The 19390-nt window shown below is 66.1% G+C and carries 23 protein-coding genes (1 of these 23 only partly in view); 14 read left to right on the top strand and 9 right to left on the bottom strand.

From position 1 onward, the window contains the following. Positions 1-429 carry the final stretch of a threonine/homoserine exporter RhtA gene (gene rhtA, locus K2O50_RS09300; protein ID WP_050705008.1) on the top strand. 459 nt of this gene lie to the left of the window's left edge, so only the last 429 of its 888 coding nucleotides appear in the window; the start codon falls outside the window, past its left edge; its stop codon occupies positions 427-429. 185 nt (positions 430-614) lie between these two features. After that, a complete protein-coding gene (locus K2O50_RS09295; protein WP_050705007.1) occupies positions 615-896 on the top strand; it encodes a hypothetical protein in 282 nt (93 codons plus the stop codon). A 40-nt stretch (positions 897-936) separates the two neighbouring features. Here the strand turns inward: K2O50_RS09295 and K2O50_RS09290 are convergent, their stop codons facing one another. After that, positions 937-2739 carry an aminopeptidase P family protein gene (locus K2O50_RS09290; RefSeq protein WP_050705006.1) on the bottom strand — a complete coding sequence of 601 codons (1803 nt, stop codon included), beginning with the start codon at positions 2737-2739 and terminating at the stop codon, positions 937-939. Between the two features lie 195 nt (positions 2740-2934). On the opposite strand from K2O50_RS09290, the gene K2O50_RS09285 reads away from it, so the two are divergent. Further along, positions 2935-4047, top strand: a complete 1113-nt coding sequence (locus K2O50_RS09285) for a DUF3182 family protein (RefSeq protein ID WP_050705005.1) — start codon at positions 2935-2937, stop codon at positions 4045-4047. Next, the gene (locus K2O50_RS09280; RefSeq protein WP_050705004.1) at positions 4031-4801 is read left to right on the top strand and encodes a S9 family peptidase; all 771 of its coding nucleotides are present in this window, start codon (positions 4031-4033) and stop codon (positions 4799-4801) included. The genes K2O50_RS09285 and K2O50_RS09280 overlap by 17 nt, the downstream gene beginning before the upstream one ends. Here K2O50_RS09280 and K2O50_RS09275 read toward each other — a convergent pair. Continuing rightward, positions 4780-5160 (bottom strand): antibiotic biosynthesis monooxygenase, encoded by a 381-nt coding sequence (locus K2O50_RS09275; RefSeq protein ID WP_050705003.1) that lies wholly within the window; start codon positions 5158-5160, stop codon positions 4780-4782. The two genes, K2O50_RS09280 and K2O50_RS09275, sit on opposite strands and share 22 nt — an antisense overlap. Before the next feature lie 88 nt (positions 5161-5248). Between K2O50_RS09275 and soxR the strand changes: the two genes are divergently transcribed. Further along, a complete protein-coding gene (gene soxR, locus K2O50_RS09270) occupies positions 5249-5737 on the top strand; it encodes a redox-sensitive transcriptional activator SoxR (RefSeq protein ID WP_050705002.1) in 489 nt (162 codons plus the stop codon). Here soxR and K2O50_RS09265 read toward each other — a convergent pair. Beyond that, positions 5704-6681 (bottom strand): GlxA family transcriptional regulator, encoded by a 978-nt coding sequence (locus K2O50_RS09265; protein WP_050705001.1) that lies wholly within the window; start codon positions 6679-6681, stop codon positions 5704-5706. The two genes, soxR and K2O50_RS09265, sit on opposite strands and share 34 nt — an antisense overlap. A gap of 82 nt (positions 6682-6763) precedes the next feature. Here K2O50_RS09265 and K2O50_RS09260 point away from each other — a divergent pair, with 82 nt between their 5' ends. Next, positions 6764-7312, top strand: coding sequence for a cysteine hydrolase family protein (locus K2O50_RS09260; RefSeq protein ID WP_050705000.1), 549 nt, complete (start codon positions 6764-6766; stop codon positions 7310-7312). A 4-nt stretch (positions 7313-7316) separates the two neighbouring features. Here the strand turns inward: K2O50_RS09260 and K2O50_RS09255 are convergent, their stop codons facing one another. Next, entirely contained in the window at positions 7317-7880 is a 564-nt protein-coding gene (locus K2O50_RS09255; protein ID WP_050704999.1) for a helix-turn-helix domain-containing protein, read from the bottom strand. A 21-nt stretch (positions 7881-7901) separates the two neighbouring features. Here K2O50_RS09255 and K2O50_RS09250 point away from each other — a divergent pair, with 21 nt between their 5' ends. The 7 genes from K2O50_RS09250 to K2O50_RS09220 all read left to right on the top strand — a co-directional run bounded on the left by K2O50_RS09250 (position 7902) and on the right by K2O50_RS09220 (position 15253). Next, on the top strand, positions 7902-8909 hold the full coding sequence (locus K2O50_RS09250) for a DMT family transporter (protein ID WP_409077810.1): 1008 nt from the start codon (positions 7902-7904) through the stop codon (positions 8907-8909). Between the two features lie 295 nt (positions 8910-9204). Continuing rightward, the gene (locus K2O50_RS09245; protein ID WP_050704996.1) at positions 9205-12111 is read left to right on the top strand and encodes a monovalent cation/H+ antiporter subunit A; all 2907 of its coding nucleotides are present in this window, start codon (positions 9205-9207) and stop codon (positions 12109-12111) included. Further along, positions 12111-12455: a Na+/H+ antiporter subunit C gene (locus K2O50_RS09240; RefSeq protein WP_028690551.1), complete on the top strand. Its 345-nt coding sequence runs from the start codon at positions 12111-12113 to the stop codon at positions 12453-12455. The genes K2O50_RS09245 and K2O50_RS09240 overlap by 1 nt, the downstream gene beginning before the upstream one ends. Then, positions 12452-14131 carry a monovalent cation/H+ antiporter subunit D gene (locus K2O50_RS09235; protein WP_050704995.1) on the top strand — a complete coding sequence of 560 codons (1680 nt, stop codon included), beginning with the start codon at positions 12452-12454 and terminating at the stop codon, positions 14129-14131. The genes K2O50_RS09240 and K2O50_RS09235 overlap by 4 nt, the downstream gene beginning before the upstream one ends. Further along, positions 14128-14616, top strand: coding sequence for a Na+/H+ antiporter subunit E (locus K2O50_RS09230; protein ID WP_050704994.1), 489 nt, complete (start codon positions 14128-14130; stop codon positions 14614-14616). Before K2O50_RS09235 ends, K2O50_RS09230 begins: the two co-directional genes overlap by 4 nt. Continuing rightward, positions 14613-14891 carry a K+/H+ antiporter subunit F gene (locus K2O50_RS09225; protein WP_011534656.1) on the top strand — a complete coding sequence of 93 codons (279 nt, stop codon included), beginning with the start codon at positions 14613-14615 and terminating at the stop codon, positions 14889-14891. Before K2O50_RS09230 ends, K2O50_RS09225 begins: the two co-directional genes overlap by 4 nt. Further along, positions 14888-15253, top strand: a complete 366-nt coding sequence (locus K2O50_RS09220) for a Na+/H+ antiporter subunit G (RefSeq protein ID WP_050704993.1) — start codon at positions 14888-14890, stop codon at positions 15251-15253. Before K2O50_RS09225 ends, K2O50_RS09220 begins: the two co-directional genes overlap by 4 nt. Before the next feature lie 165 nt (positions 15254-15418). Here the strand turns inward: K2O50_RS09220 and K2O50_RS09215 are convergent, their stop codons facing one another. Further along, positions 15419-15628, bottom strand: a complete 210-nt coding sequence (locus K2O50_RS09215) for a hypothetical protein (protein ID WP_050704992.1) — start codon at positions 15626-15628, stop codon at positions 15419-15421. Next, the gene (locus K2O50_RS09210) at positions 15625-16095 is read right to left on the bottom strand and encodes a hypothetical protein (protein WP_050704991.1); all 471 of its coding nucleotides are present in this window, start codon (positions 16093-16095) and stop codon (positions 15625-15627) included. The genes K2O50_RS09215 and K2O50_RS09210 overlap by 4 nt, the downstream gene beginning before the upstream one ends. A gap of 259 nt (positions 16096-16354) precedes the next feature. On the opposite strand from K2O50_RS09210, the gene K2O50_RS09205 reads away from it, so the two are divergent. Further along, positions 16355-16597: a hypothetical protein gene (locus K2O50_RS09205; protein ID WP_082337700.1), complete on the top strand. Its 243-nt coding sequence runs from the start codon at positions 16355-16357 to the stop codon at positions 16595-16597. Between the two features lie 4 nt (positions 16598-16601). Here the strand turns inward: K2O50_RS09205 and K2O50_RS09200 are convergent, their stop codons facing one another. From K2O50_RS09200 to K2O50_RS09190, 3 genes are all read right to left on the bottom strand, one after another. Then, entirely contained in the window at positions 16602-16796 is a 195-nt protein-coding gene (locus tag K2O50_RS09200; protein ID WP_050704990.1) for a hypothetical protein, read from the bottom strand. A gap of 116 nt (positions 16797-16912) precedes the next feature. After that, a complete protein-coding gene (locus K2O50_RS09195; protein WP_256205978.1) occupies positions 16913-18397 on the bottom strand; it encodes a methyl-accepting chemotaxis protein in 1485 nt (494 codons plus the stop codon). Positions 18398-18672: 275 nt separating this feature from the next. Beyond that, positions 18673-19077, bottom strand: coding sequence for a TraR/DksA family transcriptional regulator (locus K2O50_RS09190; RefSeq protein WP_050704989.1), 405 nt, complete (start codon positions 19075-19077; stop codon positions 18673-18675). Between the last annotated feature and the right edge of the window lie 313 nt (positions 19078-19390).

Raw genomic sequence — 19390 nt, 5'->3', positions numbered from 1 at the left:
GCCCTGGGGGCCGGAGTGTGCTGGGCGCTGTACATCCTCTATGGGCAAAAAGCCGGTGCCGAGAACGGTATACAGACTGCAGCCCTGGGCGTGGTGATCGCCGCGCTGTTCGTCGCCCCCATTGGCATTGCCCACGCCGGCAGCGCCCTGCTGACGCCCGCGCTGCTACCGGTGGCCCTGGGCGTGGCCGTCCTTTCGACAGCCCTCCCCTACAGCCTGGAGATGGTTGCCCTGACCCGCATGCCCGCCCGCACTTTCGGCACGCTGATGAGCATAGAACCAGCGTTTGGCGCACTGTCCGGACTACTCTTCCTGGGCGAGAAACTCACCCTCTGGCAATGGCTGGCTATTCTCGCCATCATCACCGCCTCGGTGGGCGCGACCCTTTCCATGAAACGGGATACAGCACCGCCCGTGGCCGCCGACTGATTTGAGAAATATTTGCATTTAGCTGACCTGCAACCTTGTACCACCCGGCCTGGCTGATTAAGCTGTCACCCAATCATCATCTTGACGCTATCTACTGTGCGGCACATGGACGCCGGGGATCATCAGGGAAGAGGCAAAGCGCAAACGACAGGTCCGTTAAAGCAGTCGGGCCGATAAGGACAGGAATGAAACGTATTTTGCTCATCCTGGGCATCCTGGCCATCGCGGGATGCGCCGCGACAGCCAACACCGAGGTGAAGCGGGGGAAGAAGGGCCTGCACATCAACTGCTCGGGGCTCTCCTCGTCGTGGGACAAGTGCTACAGCAAAGCCGCCAGCTCGTGCAGCAGCAAGGGCTACAAGGTCATCGCCCGCTCCGGCGACACCGACGAAGAGCCTGGCGATTATGTATTCGGCATCAATCCGGCCGGCTATACCAGCCGCAGCATGATCGTGATCTGCAAGTAACAGATGCAAATAGGGCAGCCAGTGGCTGCCCTTTTCATAGTCAGAGCGCCGCGGTGCGCCGCTCCAGCCAGGCCAGCGCCTCGCCTTCCAGCAGCGGTGCCAGCCGTTCCCGTACCGTCTGGTGGTAACGGTTCAGCCAGGCGATATCTTCACTGCCCAGCGCCTCGACCAGCAGGCAACGCGTGTCGATCGGGCACAGGGTCAACGTCTCGAAGTTCAGGAACTCACCGAACTCGCTGCTACCCGCCTCGCGATTGACCACCAGGTTCTCGATCCGCACACCCCACTGCCCCGGGCGATAGGTCCCAGGCTCGATGGAACTGATCATGCCCGGCTGCATGGCCGTCTGCGGTGTGGCCGCAGCCTGGTAGGCGATCACCTGCGGGCCTTCGTGCACGTTCATGAAATAGCCGACACCGTGACCGGTACCATGGCCGTACTCGACCTGATCGGCCCAGATCGGTGCCCGGGCAATGGCATCGAGCAGTGGCGAAAGTATTCCGCGCGGGAAGCTGGCCCGTGACAGGGCAATCATGCCCTTGAGCACCCGGGAGCAATCGGCCTTCTGCTCATGGCTCGGCTCGCCGATCGGCACCATGCGGGTGATATCGGTGGTCCCACCCAGGTACTGGCCACCCGAGTCGATCAACAGCAGGCCATTGCCTTCGATGACGGCGTGGGACTCTTCGGTGGCGCGGTAATGCGGCATCGCACCGTTGGCGTTATAGGCCGCGATGGTGGAAAAACTCAGCGACACAAAGCCTGGACGGCGGGCACGGGCCGCGCTCAGCTGGTCGTCGATGGTCAATTCGGTGATCGCTTGCGCGCCGAGGTTCGCTTCGAACCAGGCGAAGAATTCGCACAACGCCGCGCCATCCTGCTCCATGGCCTGGCGGATATGGACGAGGTCGCCCTCCCCCTTGCGCGACTTGCTCAAGGTAGTGGGGTTGATGCTCTCGACCAGTCGCACCTGCTCGTGCAGGTTGTCCAGCAGGCCGCGGGTAACCCGCGTCGGGTCCACCAGCAGGCTCGCCGCAGCCGGTATCGCGGCCAGCGCGTCATTGACCTCGGCGTAGTCGCGAACCTCGATGCCATCGGCCGCCAGCACCTGGCGCAGGTGGCCATCGACCTTGTCACGCCCGACAAACAGGAACGCCTTGTCCTGGCTGACCAGCGCGAAGGAAACGAACACGGGATTGTAGGAGACATCGCTGCCGCGCAGGTTGAACAGCCAGGCGATGTCGTCGAGGGTGGCAATGAAATGCCAGTCGGCACCCTTCTCCCGCAATGTGCTGCGCAACTCGGCGAGTTTTTGCGCACGGTTGACCGTGGCATGGGGTGGCAGGTGCTGGTATACCGGATTACCCGGAAGCGAGGGACGGTCAGCCCAGACCAGTTCCAGCAGGTCGAGATCGGTGCGCAATTTCGCACCACGCGCCTGCAGGCGCTCGCCCAGTTGCCGCGCCGAGGCCAAGGCCATGACTGCGCCGTCCACCGCGACGGTACCGGACACTTCTGCGCCCAGCCACTCCAGCGCCCCGGGCTGGCCGGGGCGCAGCTTCATCAACTCGATGCCGCTGCCGGCCAGTTCCTTGTCCGCCTGTTCCCAGTAACGGCTGTCAGCCCACAGCCCGGCAAAGTCCGCGGTCACCACCAGCGTCCCCACCGAACCGAGGAACCCGGACAGCCACTGCCGTCCCTGCCAGTAGCCCGGCAGGTACTCGGACAGGTGCGGGTCGGCCGAAGGCACCAGCAAGGCATCCACGCCCTCCCGGGCCATGGCCTCGCGCACGCGGGCAAGGCGCGCGGGGACGGATTCGTGAAGGGGGGACTGACTGTTCATGCGCACTCCTGCGGATAGGTGTCGACGGGTCCAGGACGCTGATAATGGAACAGCCGGCAGGCGCCCGCAATCTCCGCGACCGTAACAAGGCATGCATTGCCCCAACTGCCCTGCCGACCGTCGATCCATCCTCCTGAACTAATCCGGCTGCGGGCCTTCACAACCCTTACATACCGTGCGTACGCGAGGCCAAGCATGCCCCACTCACGCAAGCCGAAAAGCGCCATCGTGCTGCTCGACACCCGCGAGCACACACCCGAGCATGAACGGGCAGTCCACCTGAAGATCGCCGATCACCTGGCGCCCCTGCTGGGAATCGAGCGGGTCGAGCCTTCACCCACGCAATCCGATACGGCCGGCTACTACTATGTACCGACCCAGACTTTGGTCGATCCGGAGCGTCACGCAGCACTGGGCATTCACGACGAACAGGATCTGTTTGGTGGCATTGTCAGCCATCCGCACATGGCCACCAAGGCCATCTCGCACCCGCTGCCAGCCGACGCCAGCTTCCCGCCCGGCTGGACCGATGCCTTTGCCCAGCATGCCAGCGACGCCCTGCTGCGCGGCTACACCGTGTTCTCCAGGGCCGACGCCCGCCGCGCCGCCGAACTGCTGCTGCGCGATGGGCCGGTAAGGATCAAGCCGGTACTGGCCTGCGCTGGCCGGGGCCAGGAGGTGATCATCGACAGGCTGGCCCTGGAGCCGTTGCTGGAGGCGATGGATGAACAGCAGCTGGGCTTATGGGGATTGGTATTGGAAGAAGACCTCGACAAGGTCGAGACTTTCAGCGTAGGGCAGGTGCGCGTGGCCGGGCTGACCCTGAGCTATCACGGCACCCAGCACCTCACCCACGATCATGCGGGCACGGAGGTGTACGGCGGCTCCGACCTGGTGATCGTGCGCGGCGACTACCAGCAACTGCTGCAGTTGCCGCTCGAGGACCACCTGCGCCTTGCCATCAACCAGGCCATGACCTACGAAGAGGCCGCCGAACGCTACTTCCCGGGCTTCATCGCCTCACGTCGCAACTACGACATCGCCCGTGGCCAGGACCACCATGGCCATCTGCGCAGTGGCGTGCTCGAGCAATCCTGGCGCCTGGGCGGCGCCAGCCCTGCCGAGGTCCTAGCGCTGCAGGCCTTCGCCGCCGATCCCGCGCTGCAACGGCTACACGCCTCGACCCACGAGGTATTCGGCGACGCGCAACTGCCCGCCGATGCCACCCTGTTCTACCAGGGCCATGACAGTGAACTTGGACAACTCAGTAAATATGCACGGATACGCGACCATGACCATCGAGAGTGAAACCGTGGAACTGCAAGTAGAAGGCGACAGCATCGCCGGCACCCTGGTCAGCCCGGGCAGCCGCATGCCTGGGATCCTCTTCGTCCATGGCTGGGGCGGCAGCCAGCAGCGCGACCTGGCCCGTGCCCGGCAGATCACCGGGCTCGGCTGCGTATGCATGACCTTCGACCTGCGCGGCCACGAAAAGACCGAGAGCCAGCGCCTGACCGTCACCCGCGAGCAGAACCTGGCCGATCTGCTGGCCGCCTATGACCGGCTGGCCAGCCACCCGTCGGTCGATCCCGGCGCCATCGCCGTGATCGGCAGCAGCTACGGCGGCTACCTGGCGACCCTGCTCACCCGTCACCGGTCAGTCAAATGGCTGGCGTTGAGGGTGCCGGCCTTGTACTGGGACGATGAATGGGATGCGCCCAAGCAGGCCCTCGACCGTCAGCGGCTCAACGCCTATCGCCGGCGTGACCTGGGCCCGGCCGACAATCGTGCCCTGGCGGCCTGCGCCGAGTTCGGCGGCGACGTGCTGCTGGTGGAGTCCGAACAGGACGACTATGTGCCACACAGCACGTTGATGAGCTACCGCTCGGCCTTCGTCGGCGCCCACTCGATGACCCACCGCCTGGTCGACGGCGCCGACCACGCGCTGTCCAGCGAGGAAAGCCAGAAAGCCTACAGCGCCATACTCACCGCGTGGATCAGCGAGATGGTCATCGGCGCACGCCTGGACCGCTACCCGCACTACGCGCCCTGGTACGCCTGATTACTGCCCAGCTGGCAATGCAGGCCGCCATCGGCGCCACGCACCAGGCTGCGCAGCGTCTGGTACGCGGCGAAGTTCACCCCACGGGCCTGATGCTCGCCCAGCAGGTCGAGGAACGGCTCCTCGATGAAGCAGCCGGCGGCGGCGACCCAGGCCTGGCGCGATTGCCAGCGCAGGTGCTGGAGTACCCGGCGACCGTCGTCGCTGACCTGGATGCTGACGCTGAGCAGGCCGTCGCAGCGATGCGCCAGGTATTCGCTGCGCACCACCAGGGCCTCGGCCAGGGCGTCCTGGCGCAAGGGTGGCACGTCGTACTCGATCATCTGGGTGAACCACAGGGATTGGGTGTTGGCCGCCATGACGCATCTCCTCGTTTCGGGCTCTTGCAGCAGATGGTCGTGGAGGGTAAAACCTCCAGCTAACTCAAGGTCAAGGATTTTATTGCCGATGAAGCCCCCTTCCGCCCAGGAGCGCCTGCTCAGCGTCGGCCAGCTGGCCGCGCGCAGCGGCGTGGCCGTGACCGCCCTGCACTTCTACGAGACCAAGGGGCTGATCCACAGCACCCGCAACGCCGGCAACCAGCGCCGCTATCCACGAGCCATGCTGCGCCGGGTGGCGGTGATCAAGATGGCCCAGCGCCTGGGCATCGCCCTGGCCGACATCGCCAGCGCCCTGGAGGCCCTGCCCTGCGATCACACCCCAACCGCCGACGATTGGCAGCGCCTGTCGGCGCGCTGGCGCGACGACTTGAGCCGGCGCATCGACGAGATGGTGATGCTGCGCGATCAGCTCGACGGCTGCATCGGCTGTGGCTGCATGTCGTTGAAGGAATGCCCGCTGCGCAACCACCACGACCGCCTCGCCGATGAAGGCCCGGGGCCGCACCCGACCAGCAGCGAGGCTCAGCCGCTGATGACCGCGAAGCGCCGCCGGTAGTCGCTGGGGGTCATCCCGGTCAGGCGCTGGAACACCTTGCGAAAGGCGCTGGGGTCCTGATAGCCGACGCCCCAGGCGATCTGGTCGACGCTGCGCCGGGTGAACTCCAGCAAGCGGCAGGCCCGGCCGACCCGCACCTGCTGCGCGTATTCGGTGGGACGCAGGCCGGTGGCGGCGCGAAAGCGACGCAGGAAGGTGCGCGGCTCGAGGCCCGCGCAACCGGCCATGTCGGCCAGCCCGGCATCCCGGGCCTCCTCGGCCTGCAACCAGTGCTGCACCTTCAGCACCGCCTCGTCACCATGGTCCAGGCGCGGCTGGAACAGGGCGCCGGGCAGCGGCGCCGGCGAGGGCTCGACCGCAAGATAGCGGGCCGTCTCGCGGGCCAGGGTGTGGCCGAGGAAGCGTTCGATCAAGTGCAAGCCGAGGTCGGTCCAGGCCATCAGCCCGGCAGAGGTGACGATGTCGCCGTCGTCGAGCAGTGGCTGGCTGCCTTGCACCCGCACCTTGGGGAAGCGATCGGAAAGGGCCTGGGCATAGTTCCAATGGGTACAGGCCGCCCGACCATCCAGCAGGCCGCTGCCGGCCACCAGGAACACACCGATGCATACCGAGGCCAGCACGGTACCCTGGCCGTGCACCCGACTGAGCGCGGCGCGATGGGCCTGCAACACCTCGGCCGAAGGGGTCGCCGCCAGGCTCGGCGGAATCATCAGCGCCCGCAGCGCATGGCCGCTTGCCGGCTGGCTGTCATGCACCACCTGCAGCTGCCCCGCGCCATCGAGCTGCCAATGGGTCACCCGCAGCACCGGCAGATCGTGGCCCCCCAGCTGCGCGGCGACCCGGTTGGCCACCGCGAACAGGTCGGTCAGGCCGTGCACCGCCGCGCTCTGGGCGCCGGGATAGATCAGCACGCCGATTTCCAGGCTGTCAGTTTTTGCCGTCATTGTGTCGCTCGCGCCTATCCTCGATCGGGTCGCCACAGCCTATAACTATCGGCAGTTCATCACTACTGCCGCAGGAGGCACCATGAGCAAGCGCGCCCTGATCGTCATCGATATCCAGAACGACTACTTCCCCGGTGGCAAATGGACCCTGGACGGCGCCGAGGCGGCCGCCGACAACGCCGCCCGGTTGCTGGCCGCGGCCCGTGAGCGTGGCGACCTGGTGGTGCATGTGCGCCATGAGTTCGAGAGCGTCGACGCCCCCTTCTTCGTGCCAGGCTCGGCCGGCGCGCAGATCCACCCCAAGGTCGCGCCGGCGGCCGGCGAGGCGGTGGTGCTCAAGCACAAGGTCAACAGCTTCCGCGACACCCAGCTGAAGGCGCTGCTCGACCAGCACGACATCAAGGCACTGACCATCGCCGGCAGCATGAGCCACATGTGCATCGATGCCGCGACCCGCGCCGCCGCCGACTTCGGCTATGAAGTCAGCGTCGCCCACGATGCCTGCGCGACCCTAGCGCTGGATTTCGGCGGCAAGTCGGTGGCGGCGACCGATGTGCACGCCTCGGCAATGGCCGCGCTGGCGTTCGCCTATGCCAGGGTCGCCAGTACCGACGAGTTGCTGGCCGGTTGAGGGCTCAGATCACCACGTTGCGCACGAAGCGCACCGACTCCTGCCCATCGTTGCGGTAGGCGTAGCGGCAGTCGCTGGGGAAGACGAAGAACTCGCCCTTGCCCAAGTGCCGCTCTCCCCCTTCGATGATCAGGGTCAGGCGGCCTTCGGTCACATAGATCTGCTCGCTCCAGCCGGCGGCATCGGCTTCGCTGGCGTAGCACTCGCCGGGGGCCAGGGTCCACTCCCACAACTCGACCTCGCGTCGCGCCGGGCTGCTGCCTAGCAGCACGGCGCGGCTGGCAGGGTGCACACCGGCCCAGGCCAGCTCTTCGATGCGGCTGGGGTCGCGGCGGTCCGGCGCCTGGATCAGGGTGCTGAACGCCACCCCCAGCGCTTCGGCGATCAGGTCCAAGGTGGTGAGGCTGACATTCTTCTCGCCAGCCTCGATGGCCACCAGCATCCGCCGACTGACCCCGGAACGCTCGGCCAGGGCGGCCTGGCTCAGGCCGGCGTCGCCGCGCAGGCGACGAACGTTCTGGCTGACATGCTGCAGCACCGATGCGCGGTGCTCGGAATCTTTGTGCACTATATTGCTCACTGGTAGGGGATGCGCAGTATACTGCCCACTTTGCGGCGAATTGTGCGCCGCCCCTTCCGAGTGTGCAAGACCATGAACCAGGCCCCCACCCGCAAACCCACCGTGAGCTTGCGCCTGAGCAAGGCCGAACTGGTGCTGGTGTTCATCACCATGCTCTGGGGCGGCACCTTCCTGATCGTGCACAACGTCATGACCGTCAGCGGGCCGATGTTCTTCGTCGGCCTGCGCTTTGCCGCCGCCGCGCTGTTCGTCGGCCTGGTATCGGCCCGTTCGCTGTCGGGGCTGACCTTCACCGAGCTCAAGGCCGGCGTGCTCATCGGCGTATCGATCATGCTTGGCTACGGCTTGCAGACCATGGGCCTGCAGACCATCAGCAGCAGCCAGTCGGCGTTCATCACCGCGCTCTACGTGCCCTTCGTGCCGCTGCTGCAATGGCTGGTGCTGGGCCGCCGCCCGGGCCTGATGCCGAGCCTGGGCATCGGCCTGGCCTTCGTCGGCCTGATGCTGCTGGCCGGCCCCGAGGGTGGCGCGCTGCACTTCAGCGAAGGCGAACTGGTGACGCTGGTCAGCGCCGTGGCGATTGCCGGCGAGATCATCCTGATCAGCCGCTACGCCGGCAAGGTCGATGTGCGCCGGGTCACCGTGGTGCAGCTGGCCACCGCCTCGGCGCTGTCGTTCCTGATGATCGTGCCGACCCAGGAGCAACTGCCCGGTTTTTCCTGGCTGCTGTTGATCAGCGCGGTGGGCCTGGGCGCCATGAGCGCGGTGATCCAGGTGGCGATGAACTGGGCGCAGCAGTCGGTTTCGCCGACCCGCGCCACCCTGATCTATGCCGGCGAGCCGGTGTGGGCCGGCATCGTCGGGCGCATCGCCGGCGAGCGCCTGCCGGGCGTGGCGCTGATCGGCGGGCTGCTGATCGTACTGGCGGTGGTGGTGAGCGAGCTGAAGATCCGTCGCCAGGATGAGGCCGATGCCTTGCAGGATGATGAGGCGCGTGAGCGCGAGGCGGGGTTGTAGGTAACCACCTTGTGTAGGAGCGGCCTTGCGCCGCGAAAAGGGCTGCAAAGCAGCCCCGGCGATTGAACACTGAATCCCCGGGGCCGCCATGCGGCCCTTTTCGCGGCGCAAGGCCGCTCCTACACAGGGAACGCATAACCCCACGGGCACACGATCAGCCGCTATGCTCTGAAAGAAACTGTTATAAAAAAACAGCGTGTCACAGCACATTTGTAGGATCCTGCAAACCCTTGCGTGTTGGTGATCAACCGTCCGGCACGTATGATCCTTGGCAAACTTCTCAGAACAGAACGCTATGTCATTGATTGTGCTATTGCTTCTGCCCTTCCTGGGCAGTTGCCTGGCGGCAGTACTGCCGCACAACGCACGCAACGCCGAGTCCATTCTTGCCGGGCTCGTGGCCCTGGTCGGCACCGTCCAGGTGGCGTTGCTGTACCCTCAAATCGCCGATGGCGGGGTGATCCGCGAAGAGTTCCTCTGGCTGCCAAGCCTGGGCCTGAACCTGGTCCTGCGCATGGACGGCTTCGCCTGGCTGTTCAGCCTGCTGGTGCTGGGCATCGGCACCCTGGTGTCGCTGTACGCCCGCTACTACATGTCGCCCCAGGATCCGGTGCCGCGCTTCTTCGCCTTCTTCCTGGCGTTCATGGGCGCCATGCTCGGCCTGGTGATCTCCGGCAACCTGATCCAGCTGGTGTTCTTCTGGGAACTGACCAGCCTGTTCTCCTTCCTGCTGATCGGCTACTGGCACCACCGCGCCGACGCCCGCCGCGGCGCCTACATGGCGTTGATGGTCACGGGGGCCGGCGGCTTGTGCCTGCTGGTCGGGGCCCTGCTGCTCGGCCATGTGGTCGGCAGCTATGACCTGGACAAGGTCCTGGCTGCCGGCGACACCATCCGCCAGCATGCGCTGTACCCGGTGCTGCTGCCCCTCATCCTGATCGGCGCCCTGAGCAAGAGCGCACAATTCCCCTTCCAGTTCTGGCTGCCCCATGCCATGGCGGCTCCCACCCCCGTCTCGGCTTACCTGCACTCGGCGACCATGGTCAAGGCCGGGGTGTTCCTGCTGGCCCGCCTGTGGCCGGCGCTGTCGGGCAGCGAGGAATGGTTCTGGATCGTCGGCGGCGCCGGCGCCGCCACCCTGCTGCTCGGCGCCTTCGCCGCGATGTTCCAGAACGACCTCAAGGGCCTGCTGGCCTATTCGACCATCAGCCACCTGGGCCTGATTACCCTGCTGCTGGGCCTGAACAGCCCGCTGGCGGCGGTCGCCGCGGTGTTCCACATCCTCAACCACGCCACCTTCAAGGCCTCGCTGTTCATGGCGGCGGGTATCATCGACCACGAGAGCGGCACCCGTGACATCCGCCGCCTGAGCGGCCTGTTCCGCCTGGTGCCGTTCACCGCGACCCTGGCCATGGTCGCCAGCGCCTCGATGGCCGGCGTGCCGTTAATGAATGGCTTCCTGTCCAAGGAAATGTTCTTCGCCGAGACCGTGTTCATCACCTCCACCGCCTGGGTCGAAGCGGCCCTGCCGGTGATCGCCACCCTGGCCGGGACGTTCAGCGTGGCCTACGCGCTGCGTTTCACCGTCGATGTGTTCTTCGGCCCACCGGCCCAGGACCTGCCACACACGCCCCACGAGCCGCCGCGCTGGATGCGCGCGCCGGTCGAACTGCTGGTGCTCACCTGCCTGGTGGTCGGCATCTTCCCGGCGCAATCGGTCGGCCCGCTGCTGGCCGCGGCCGCGACCCCCGTGGTGGGTGGCGTGCTGCCGGAATACAGCCTGGCCATCTGGCACGGTTGGAACGCGCCACTGATGATGAGCCTGATCGCCATGACCGGCGGTATCGTGCTCTACCTGCTGCTACGCAAGCAGCTGCAGCGCGGCCGCTTCCCCTACCCACCGCTGATCGAGCGTTTCAACGGCAAGCGTCTGTTCGAGCACGGCCTGGTGCGCCTGATGCTGCTGGCCCGGCATGCCGAGCGGCTGCTGACCACCAAGCGCCTGCAGACGCAATTGTTCATGCTGGTGCTGGCGGCCTTCGTCGCCGGCCTGGTGCCGTTGCTGTACAGCGGTCTGAGCTGGGGCGACCGGCCGAAGATCCCGGGCTCCGGCGTGTTCGTCGCGCTCTGGCTGATCGCCATCGCCTGCGCCATCGGCGCCGCCTACCAGGCCAAGTACCACCGACTGGCCGCCTTGATCATGGTCGGCGTCTGCGGCCTGATGACCTGCATCACCTTCGTCTGGTTCTCCGCGCCGGACCTGGCACTGACCCAGCTGGCGGTCGAGGTGGTCACCACCGTGCTGATCCTGCTTGGCCTGCGCTGGTTGCCACGGCGTATCGAAGGCGTGTCGCCGCTGCCCGGCAGCCAGGACCGCGCACGCCTGCGGCGCCTGCGCGACCTGGTGCTGGCGGTACTGGTCGGCGGCGGCATGGCGCTGCTGTCCTACGCCATGCTGACCCGTCCGACGCCCAACGACATCTCATCGTTCTACCTCAGCCGTGCCTTGCCCCAGGGCGGCGGCAGCAACGTGGTCAACGTGATGCTGGTGGACTTCCGCGGTTTCGACACCCTCGGCGAGGTCACCGTGCTGGTGGCCGTGGCGCTGACCGTGTTCGCCCTGCTGCGCCGCTTCCGCCCGCCGAAGGAGAGCATGCAGTTGCCGGCCCAGCAGCGTTTACTTGCGCCGGACGTGGTCACCGACCTGGTCAACCCGCGTCAGGCCACCGACACCGCGCTCGGCTTCATGATGGTGCCGGCCGCCCTGGTGCGCCTGCTGCTGCCGATCGCCCTGCTGGTGTCGATGTACCTGTTCATGCGCGGCCACAACCAGCCGGGTGGCGGCTTCGTCGCCGGCCTGGTGATGTCGGTGGCGTTCATCCTGCAGTACATGGTCGCCGGCACCCAGTGGGTGGAGGCGCAGATGAGCCTGCGTCCGCTGCGCTGGATGGGCACCGGCCTGCTCTGCGCCACCCTCACCGGCGCCGGGGCGATGCTGCTGGGCTACCCGTTCCTGACCACCCACACCGCCCACCTGCACCTGCCGCTGCTGGGTGACGTGCACGTGGCCAGCGCGCTGTTCTTCGACATCGGCGTCTACACCGTGGTGGTCGGCTCGACCCTGCTCATTCTCACCGCCCTGGCCCACCAGTCGGTGCGCGCCTACCGCCCCGCCAAGTCCAGCCAAGCAGGAGCCGCCTGATGGAAGAAGTCATTGCAGTCGCCATCGGCGTCCTGGCCGCCTCCGGGGTCTGGCTGGTCCTGCGCCCGCGAACCTACCAGGTGATCATGGGCCTGTGCCTGCTGTCCTACGGGGTCAACCTGTTCATCTTCAGCATGGGCAGCCTGTTCATCGGCAAGGAGCCGATCATCAAGGACGGCGTGCCCCACGACCTGCTGCACTACACCGACCCGCTGCCCCAGGCACTGGTGCTCACCGCGATCGTCATCAGCTTCGCCATGACTGCGCTGTTCCTGGTGGTGCTGCTGGCTTCCCGCGGCCTGACCGGGACCGACCACGTCGATGGCCGGGAGCGTGAGGAATGAGCGGGATGAACCAACTGATCATCGCGCCGATCCTGCTGCCGCTGATCACCGCCTCATTGATGCTGCTGATTGGCGAGAAGCACCGCTGGCTCAAGGCGCGCTTGAACCTGCTGTCCACCGCCGTCGGCCTGGGCATCGCCATCACCTTGTTGATGTGGGTGCGCACCCAGGGCCAGGCCGAGTCCATCGGCGTCTACCTGCCGGGCAACTGGCCGGCGCCGTTTGGTATCGCCCTGGTGGTCGATCACCTGTCGGCGCTGCTGCTCACCCTCACCGGCATCGTCGGCTTGAGCGCCCTGCTGTTCGCCCGGGCACGCTGGGATGGCGCCGGGGCCAGCTTCCATGCGCTGTTCCAGATCCAGCTGATGGGCCTGTACGGCGCCTTCCTTACTGCCGACCTGTTCAACCTGTTCGTGTTCTTCGAGGTGCTGCTGGCGGCCTCCTACGGCCTGCTGCTGCATGGCTCGGGGCGGGCGCGGGTCAAGGCCGGGCTGCACTACATCGCCATCAACCTGTTCGCCTCGTCGCTGTTCCTGGTCGGCGCGGCCATGCTCTATGGCGTGACCGGCACCCTGAACATGGCCGACCTGGCGCTGAAAGTGCCGCTGGTGCCGGAAGCCGACCGCGGCCTGCTGCATGCCGGCGCGGCGATCCTGGCCATCGCCTTCCTGGCCAAGGCCGGGATGTGGCCGTTGAACTTCTGGCTGGTGCCGGCCTATTCATCGGCCAGCGCGCCGGTGGCCGCGCTGTTCGCAATCATGACCAAGGTCGGGCTGTACGCCATCCTGCGCATGTGGACGCTGCTGTTCTCCGGCCAGGCCGGCGCCTCGGCGTACTTCGGTGGCGACTGGCTGGTGTACGGCGGCCTGGCGACCCTGGCCGTGGCGGCCATGTCGATCCTCGCCGCCCAGCGCCTGGAGCGCCTGGCGGCCCTGAGCATCCTGATGTCCGCCGGCACGCTGCTGGCCGCCGTCGGCTTCGGCCAGTCGATCCTGACCGGCGCCGCGCTGTTCTACCTGGCAAGCTCCACCCTGGCCCTGTGCGCGCTGTTCCTGCTGGCCGAGCTGGTGGAGCGCTCGCGTTCGGCCAACGAGGCGCCGCTGGATGAGGAAGAGGACGCGATGCCCTCGCCGCTGGAGTCGCTGCACCCGCCCAAGGGCATCAACCTGGACGACGAGCAGCAGGTGGTGATCGGCCAGATCATTCCCTGGACCATGGCCTTCCTGGGCCTGAGCTTCATCGCCTGCGCCCTGCTGATCATCGGCATGCCACCGCTGTCGGGCTTCATCGGCAAGCTCAACCTGATCAGCGCGCTGTTCAACCCGCAAGGCCTGGGCGTTGTCCCGGAGCAACCGCTGGGCGCCGCGGGCTGGACCCTGGTCACCCTGCTGGTGCTGTCCGGCATGGCCTCGCTGATCGCCTTCGGCCGCGTCGGCATCCAGCGCTTCTGGAAGCCCGAGGAGCGCCCCTCCCCGGTGCTACGTCGCTATGAATGCGTGCCCATCGTCATCCTCCTGGGCCTGTGCATCTTCCTCAGCCTCAAGGCCGAACCGCTGCTGCGCTACACCCAGGACACCGCCGCCAGCCTGCGCACGCCGGAGGCCTACATCAAGGCCGTGATGTCGACCCGGCCGCAGCCCGGCCCGACCACCGCCGGCCTGGAGGTGCAGCCATGAACCGCCTGTTCCCCGCGCCGCTGCTGTCCGTCGCGCTGTTCGTGCTGTGGCTGCTGCTCAATCTGTCGGTCAGCCCGGGCAACCTGCTGCTGGGTGCCTTGCTGGGTATCCTCGCGCCGATCCTGATGGCCCCGCTGCGCCCGCAACATGCCCACGTGCGCCGGCCCTGGGTGATCGCCAAGCTGATTGGTCGGGTCGGCCTCGACGTGATCCATTCCAACCTGCAGGTCGCCCGTGGTGTCCTGCGCGCCGGCAGCACGCCACCGCGCTCGGCGTTCGTGCATATCCCGCTGGACCTGCGCGACGCCCACGGCCTGGCGGCCCTGTCGATGATCACCACCGTGGTGCCGGGCACCATCTGGTCGGAGCTGGCCCTGGACCGTAGCGTGCTGCTGCTGCACGTGTTCGACCTGGACGACGAACCGGCGTTCGTCGAGCACTTCAAACACACCTATGAACGCCCGCTGATGGAGATCTTCGAATGAGCGGCCTGCTTGCCAATGCCGTCCTCGCCAGCCTGTTCATCTTCGCCCTGGCCATGGGCCTGACGCTGATCCGGCTGTTCCGCGGTCCGTCCGCCCAGGACCGGGTACTGGCCCTGGACTACCTGTACATCCTCGGCATGCTGATGATGCTGGTGCTGGGCATCCGTTACGCCAGTGACACCTACTTCGAAGGCGCCCTGCTGATCGCCCTGTTCGGCTTCGTCGGCTCCTTCGCCCTGGCCAAGTTCCTCCTGCGTGGCGAGGTGATCGAATGAACGAAAGCGTGGTATTGCCGTTCTGGCTGGAGCTGGTCACCGCCGCCCTGCTGCTTATCGGCAGCCTGTTCGCACTGATCGGCGCCATCGGCCTGGTGCGCCTGAAGGAGTACTTCCAGCGCATGCACCCGCCCGCGCTGGCCTCGACCATCGGCGCCTGGTGCGTGGCGCTGGCCTCGATCCTGTATTTCTCGGTGCTCAAGCAGAGCCCGGTGCTGCACGCCTGGCTGATCCCGATCCTGCTGTCGATCACCGTGCCGGTGACCACCCTGCTGCTGGCCAGGGCCGCGCTATTTCGCAAACGCACCTCGGGCGAGGACGTACCGGAAGAAGTCAGCAGCGGGCGTGATCGCGGTAACTGAAGCAGCGTCAAACCACGCACGCCCCTTGTAGGAGCGGCCTTGCGCCGCGAAAGTGCCGCAAAGCGGCCCCGGCGATCTCTGTATGGACGCTGATACCCTGGGGCCGCTGCGCAGCCCTTTCGCGGCGCAAGGCCGCTCCTACATGGAGGCGTGTAAACCCAACCGTCAGGCCTGGCTCAGGCGCTGCAACTCGCGTCGCACCATCGCAACGAAAGGCGGCGGGCTCATCTGGTAGAGCTCGCCGGCCACCCAGGCCAGCCATGCCCCCTGCAGCTCATCCCGGCGCGCCAGCAGACGCTCGGCCTGCTCGAGGGCCCGGGCCTGATGCTCACGGTGGAAGTCGGCCCGCGAGGCAGGCGTGGCCTCGTCGCTCACTCGCTGGCCTTGAAGGTGGTCAGCTCACCCTTGCGCCACTTGGCGACCTTGCCGGTCACCGCCTTGAGCAGCTTGCCCAGGCCTTCCTGGACCTGCTGGTGGGCTGCGAACACCAGCATCACGCCCTGCCCTTCACGGAACACGATGGCCTCGCCTTCCGGCACGGAAACGAAGGCGTAGTCGCCCTGACCGTACACATTGAACTTGATCTCGCGAAAACGCAGTTCGAGCTTGCCGCCTTCGCGGCTGGGCAGCACCGCGGCGCGGAAGTGGTCACCCACTTTCAGCTCCAGGCGCTGCTTGTCGTCGACCACCATGGCGTCATCGGTATCGATCTCGGCCATGTACAGACCGTCGGGGTTCTGCTCGGTGACATACACGAAGCGCCCCTGGAACAACTTGACCAGCTTGGCGCGCAAATCGCCCAGGGCAAACAACGCATGGGTATCAAGAGTACTGACTGCCAATGAAAAGCTCCTCACATCAATTACAGCGGGCCGCACCGCGCACGCCGCTGGGCGTGGGGTGGCAGCCACTTCGAGTCGAAGTCCGATGGACCATGGATTCGGTCAGCGAAGATCCACGCACAGGGACGATACGCCAAGCAGGGAACACTTCCCCGCTGGAACATCCGGCGTGCTTCGGCAAACTATCCGCAAATAGGAAACGTATTACCTGACAGCTATGGGGTCAGGAAGATGCGACTACTGAGGGCGACACTTCAGCATGAGTGTGCCCCAACCCTTCGTCGCGCATTACAGGGATACGAATATGCACGAAAACACTGAAATCCGTCGAGAGGCGCGTAACATTTCTTGTCATGCGGCGGTGCCAGACAAGCCTCGATATCGTGTCGTAGCAGCCGGTAAAGGCTTGTTCCACATCACCGAAAGCCCCTCAGGCAAGGTCCGTGGCTTTCGCCAGCGTTACCAGGACGCCTGTGAACTGGCACGCTGGCTGGAGCGCTGAGGCCTCACGCCGCATGACTCCTGTCCACTTGCTGCTGCCACGCCGCCTGGCACTCCAGGGCCTCGTCGCGGCTGGCAAAGGCCGTGCCACGGCGCTCGCCGTCAACCAGCACCACCCAGCAGGCCCTTTTGCCCAGGGCCTGCAAGGACCGTGGCACACCACTGCCGATCATCACGGCCACATCGACTCGGCTAGTCATCATTCCCTCCGGAATTTAATTAGCAACCTAACGATGCGCGCATGATACGACCTGGGTACCCCGCGAATAAAGCGCAACGCGGTACAGCAGTGTTGCATTCCAGGCAACAAATCGCCTCAGTCGAGCCCGGGCTCGGGCCGATACCCCAGGCGCAGGCCGCCCCAGTGCTGTCCCGCGACGAAGATCGGTACCGACAGGTCGTGCATCAGCTCGCCGGTGTCCCGCGTGTAGGTCTGCAACAACACCCTCTGCTGATGACTGCCGCAACGGGCACCCGTACGGTCGTCGAACATACGCTTGCTGCGGTTATGTGCGGTGTCGTGGGCGATATCGCCGGTCAGCGGCTGGTTGAAGGCATTGTTGTGGGTCGGCACATACCCCTGCTGGGTGCAGGCGATGGCATACACCAGCCCGTCCTGCTGCAGCAATGGCTCCTGGAGCTGTGGCAGCACGGTATCGGTGTAGTGGTCGAAGCGCGTGGTGAAACGCGGGGGCTGCATGCCGGCAATTGGCCGATACTGGCGGTCGAACAGATCATCCAGGCCGATGCGCCCCTGCGCGATGTCCGCCTCGAAACGCTCGCCGATCTGCCGCGCGCCGGTCTGCGCCAGCTCGAACACCCGCTGGTGATAGGCGTCCAGGCCGACCTCGGCCAACCGTTCGCTGAGGCTTTCCACCTGCCCCTCCATCTGCACCGCCGCCTTGGCCAGGCGACGGGTCTGCTGGTCGCTGACCTCCAGATCACCACGCACCTGGGCCACGGCCTGGAACAGGGTATCGAGCTGGGCCTGGTTGACCTGAGTCCCTCCGGCGATCTCGCTCACCTGCCCCTCGACACTGGCCGCCAGACTGGCGATCTGCGCCAGCTGCCTGCCGGCCTGCTCGACTTGGCCGACACCCTTGCCCAGGTCCTCGGCCAGCGTGCGGATCTGCGCCACCACCTGGGCAGTGCGCGACTGGATATCCGCGACCATCTGCCCCACCTCCTCAGTAGCGCTGGCGGTGCGCCCGGCCAGGCCGCGCACCTCGTCGGCCACCACCGCGAAACCACGACCATGCTCGCCGGCTCGCGCCGCCTCGATGGCGGCGTTGAGCGCCAGCAGGTTGGTCTGGCTGGCGATGCCCTGGATCACCAGGGTAACCCGGGCGATATCCTCGCTGCGCTGGTGCAGGGCCTCGATCAGCTCGCGGCTGGCCGAGGCGCGGGCACTCAGCTCGCGCATGCACTGGATGGACTCGGCCAGCACTTCGCTGCCGGCCACGCTGCTGCCGTGGGCAGAGCGAGCAGCTTCAAGCGCCTGCTGGCTGAGCTGGGCGGTCTGCTCCTCGGTGGTGATCATGATCTCGGCGCTGCCGACGATCTCCTGCGCCGCCCCCAGCTGCGACTGCACCCGGGCCGCCAGTTGCTGCACCGAATGGGCCACCGCGGCGGCCGACAGGGCATTGTGGCTGGTACCGCGGGCCAGTTCCTGAAGCAGCGCGCCATCCTGGACAGGAGCCGACACCAGCTGCACGACGGCTGCCTTGCGCGCACGCGGTAGCCACAGCACCAGCAGCGCCAGCGGCAAGGCCAGGTACAGGGGCAACCCGGTGAACGCCATGGCCGCCAGCAACGCGCACAGCAAAACGCCCTGCAACAGGGCGACGGCGGCTCCCGTACGGGCCGGGGTGGCCCGCGGTGATTCGCTGGCCGGCAGAGATCCTTCTCGCATCATCTTCGTGGTCCATCCGCATGTCGTTATTGTGACGCCATTAAACGCCACTATAACGCCATTATCCACGCTCACTTGGATGCAGCCGGCCACCCGTTGATACAGGGCAAGAAAACACGAAGGCCCCAGGGATCACTCCGTGGGGCCTTGCGCAAGGCGCTGGATCAGATCTGCCGCTGGTGGCGGTCGAGCTGCTCGTGACGCTCCTGGGCTTCGATGCAGTACTTGGTGGTCGGGCTGATCAGCAGGCGCTTCAGGCCGATCGGCTCGCCGCTGTCGTCGCACCAGCCGAAGCTTTCATCGGCGATGCGGTCCAGGGCCATCTCCAGCTGCGGCAACAGGCGCTGGTCGCGGTCGATGGCGTTGACCAGCCAGGTACGCTCTTCCTCGACCGAGGCCACGTCAGCCGGATCCGACGGGCTGTCCAGGCTTTCGATGGAGGTGCGGCTGAGTTCGATGCGCTCGTGCGTTTCGACTTTCATCGCTTGCAGCAGCTTGGTGAAGAACGCGAGCTGTTCGGCGTTCATGTAGTCATCGGCCGACATGGCCAGCAACTGTTCCTTGGTCATCGATTTCTCTATGAAAAAATGTGCATTTGGGCGATTCGGGTGCCGCCAGCGAAGCTTCGTCGGCGGCGGAATTCTTCAAGCGCCAACCGGCACTCTTTTACAGGGGGCGGCAGTCTAAGGCGCCGCGCCCGAGTGGGCAACAGAAATGACGGCGGATTTGGCCGAAACAGGTGAGGAATCCGCTGATTGGCGCGGTGGAATAGTACGGATTGCGCACCTGCGCGGAGCCACTGGGTAATATGCCGAAATAATAATGGTTCTCTCGGGTAGTAGCCAGCTAGCGCACGAATCGCCAGGCAAGCGCGCTTGATTG

Origin of the sequence: Pseudomonas sp. 2hn (genome assembly GCF_019646095.1) — a bacterium.
In the GTDB taxonomy this organism is placed as follows: domain Bacteria; phylum Pseudomonadota; class Gammaproteobacteria; order Pseudomonadales; family Pseudomonadaceae; genus Aquipseudomonas; species Aquipseudomonas peradeniyensis.
This window is presented reverse-complemented; position numbering and strand designations above follow the sequence as displayed.

Coding starts and splice junctions, on each gene's coding strand:
- K2O50_RS09295 (WP_050705007.1), top strand. CDS start 615: ATGAAACGTATTTTGCTCATCCTGGGCATCCTGGCCATCGCGGGATGC.
- K2O50_RS09290 (WP_050705006.1), bottom strand. CDS start 2,739: ATGAACAGTCAGTCCCCCCTTCACGAATCCGTCCCCGCGCGCCTTGCC.
- K2O50_RS09285 (WP_050705005.1), top strand. CDS start 2,935: ATGCCCCACTCACGCAAGCCGAAAAGCGCCATCGTGCTGCTCGACACC.
- K2O50_RS09280 (WP_050705004.1), top strand. CDS start 4,031: ATGACCATCGAGAGTGAAACCGTGGAACTGCAAGTAGAAGGCGACAGC.
- K2O50_RS09275 (WP_050705003.1), bottom strand. CDS start 5,160: ATGGCGGCCAACACCCAATCCCTGTGGTTCACCCAGATGATCGAGTAC.
- soxR (WP_050705002.1), top strand. CDS start 5,249: ATGAAGCCCCCTTCCGCCCAGGAGCGCCTGCTCAGCGTCGGCCAGCTG.
- K2O50_RS09265 (WP_050705001.1), bottom strand. CDS start 6,681: ATGACGGCAAAAACTGACAGCCTGGAAATCGGCGTGCTGATCTATCCC.
- K2O50_RS09260 (WP_050705000.1), top strand. CDS start 6,764: ATGAGCAAGCGCGCCCTGATCGTCATCGATATCCAGAACGACTACTTC.
- K2O50_RS09250 (WP_409077810.1), top strand. CDS start 7,902: ATGCGCAGTATACTGCCCACTTTGCGGCGAATTGTGCGCCGCCCCTTC.
- K2O50_RS09245 (WP_050704996.1), top strand. CDS start 9,205: ATGTCATTGATTGTGCTATTGCTTCTGCCCTTCCTGGGCAGTTGCCTG.
- K2O50_RS09240 (WP_028690551.1), top strand. CDS start 12,111: ATGGAAGAAGTCATTGCAGTCGCCATCGGCGTCCTGGCCGCCTCCGGG.
- K2O50_RS09235 (WP_050704995.1), top strand. CDS start 12,452: ATGAGCGGGATGAACCAACTGATCATCGCGCCGATCCTGCTGCCGCTG.
- K2O50_RS09230 (WP_050704994.1), top strand. CDS start 14,128: ATGAACCGCCTGTTCCCCGCGCCGCTGCTGTCCGTCGCGCTGTTCGTG.
- K2O50_RS09225 (WP_011534656.1), top strand. CDS start 14,613: ATGAGCGGCCTGCTTGCCAATGCCGTCCTCGCCAGCCTGTTCATCTTC.
- K2O50_RS09220 (WP_050704993.1), top strand. CDS start 14,888: ATGAACGAAAGCGTGGTATTGCCGTTCTGGCTGGAGCTGGTCACCGCC.
- K2O50_RS09205 (WP_082337700.1), top strand. CDS start 16,355: ATGAGTGTGCCCCAACCCTTCGTCGCGCATTACAGGGATACGAATATG.
- K2O50_RS09200 (WP_050704990.1), bottom strand. CDS start 16,796: ATGACTAGCCGAGTCGATGTGGCCGTGATGATCGGCAGTGGTGTGCCA.
- K2O50_RS09195 (WP_256205978.1), bottom strand. CDS start 18,397: ATGGCGTTCACCGGGTTGCCCCTGTACCTGGCCTTGCCGCTGGCGCTG.
- K2O50_RS09190 (WP_050704989.1), bottom strand. CDS start 19,077: ATGACCAAGGAACAGTTGCTGGCCATGTCGGCCGATGACTACATGAAC.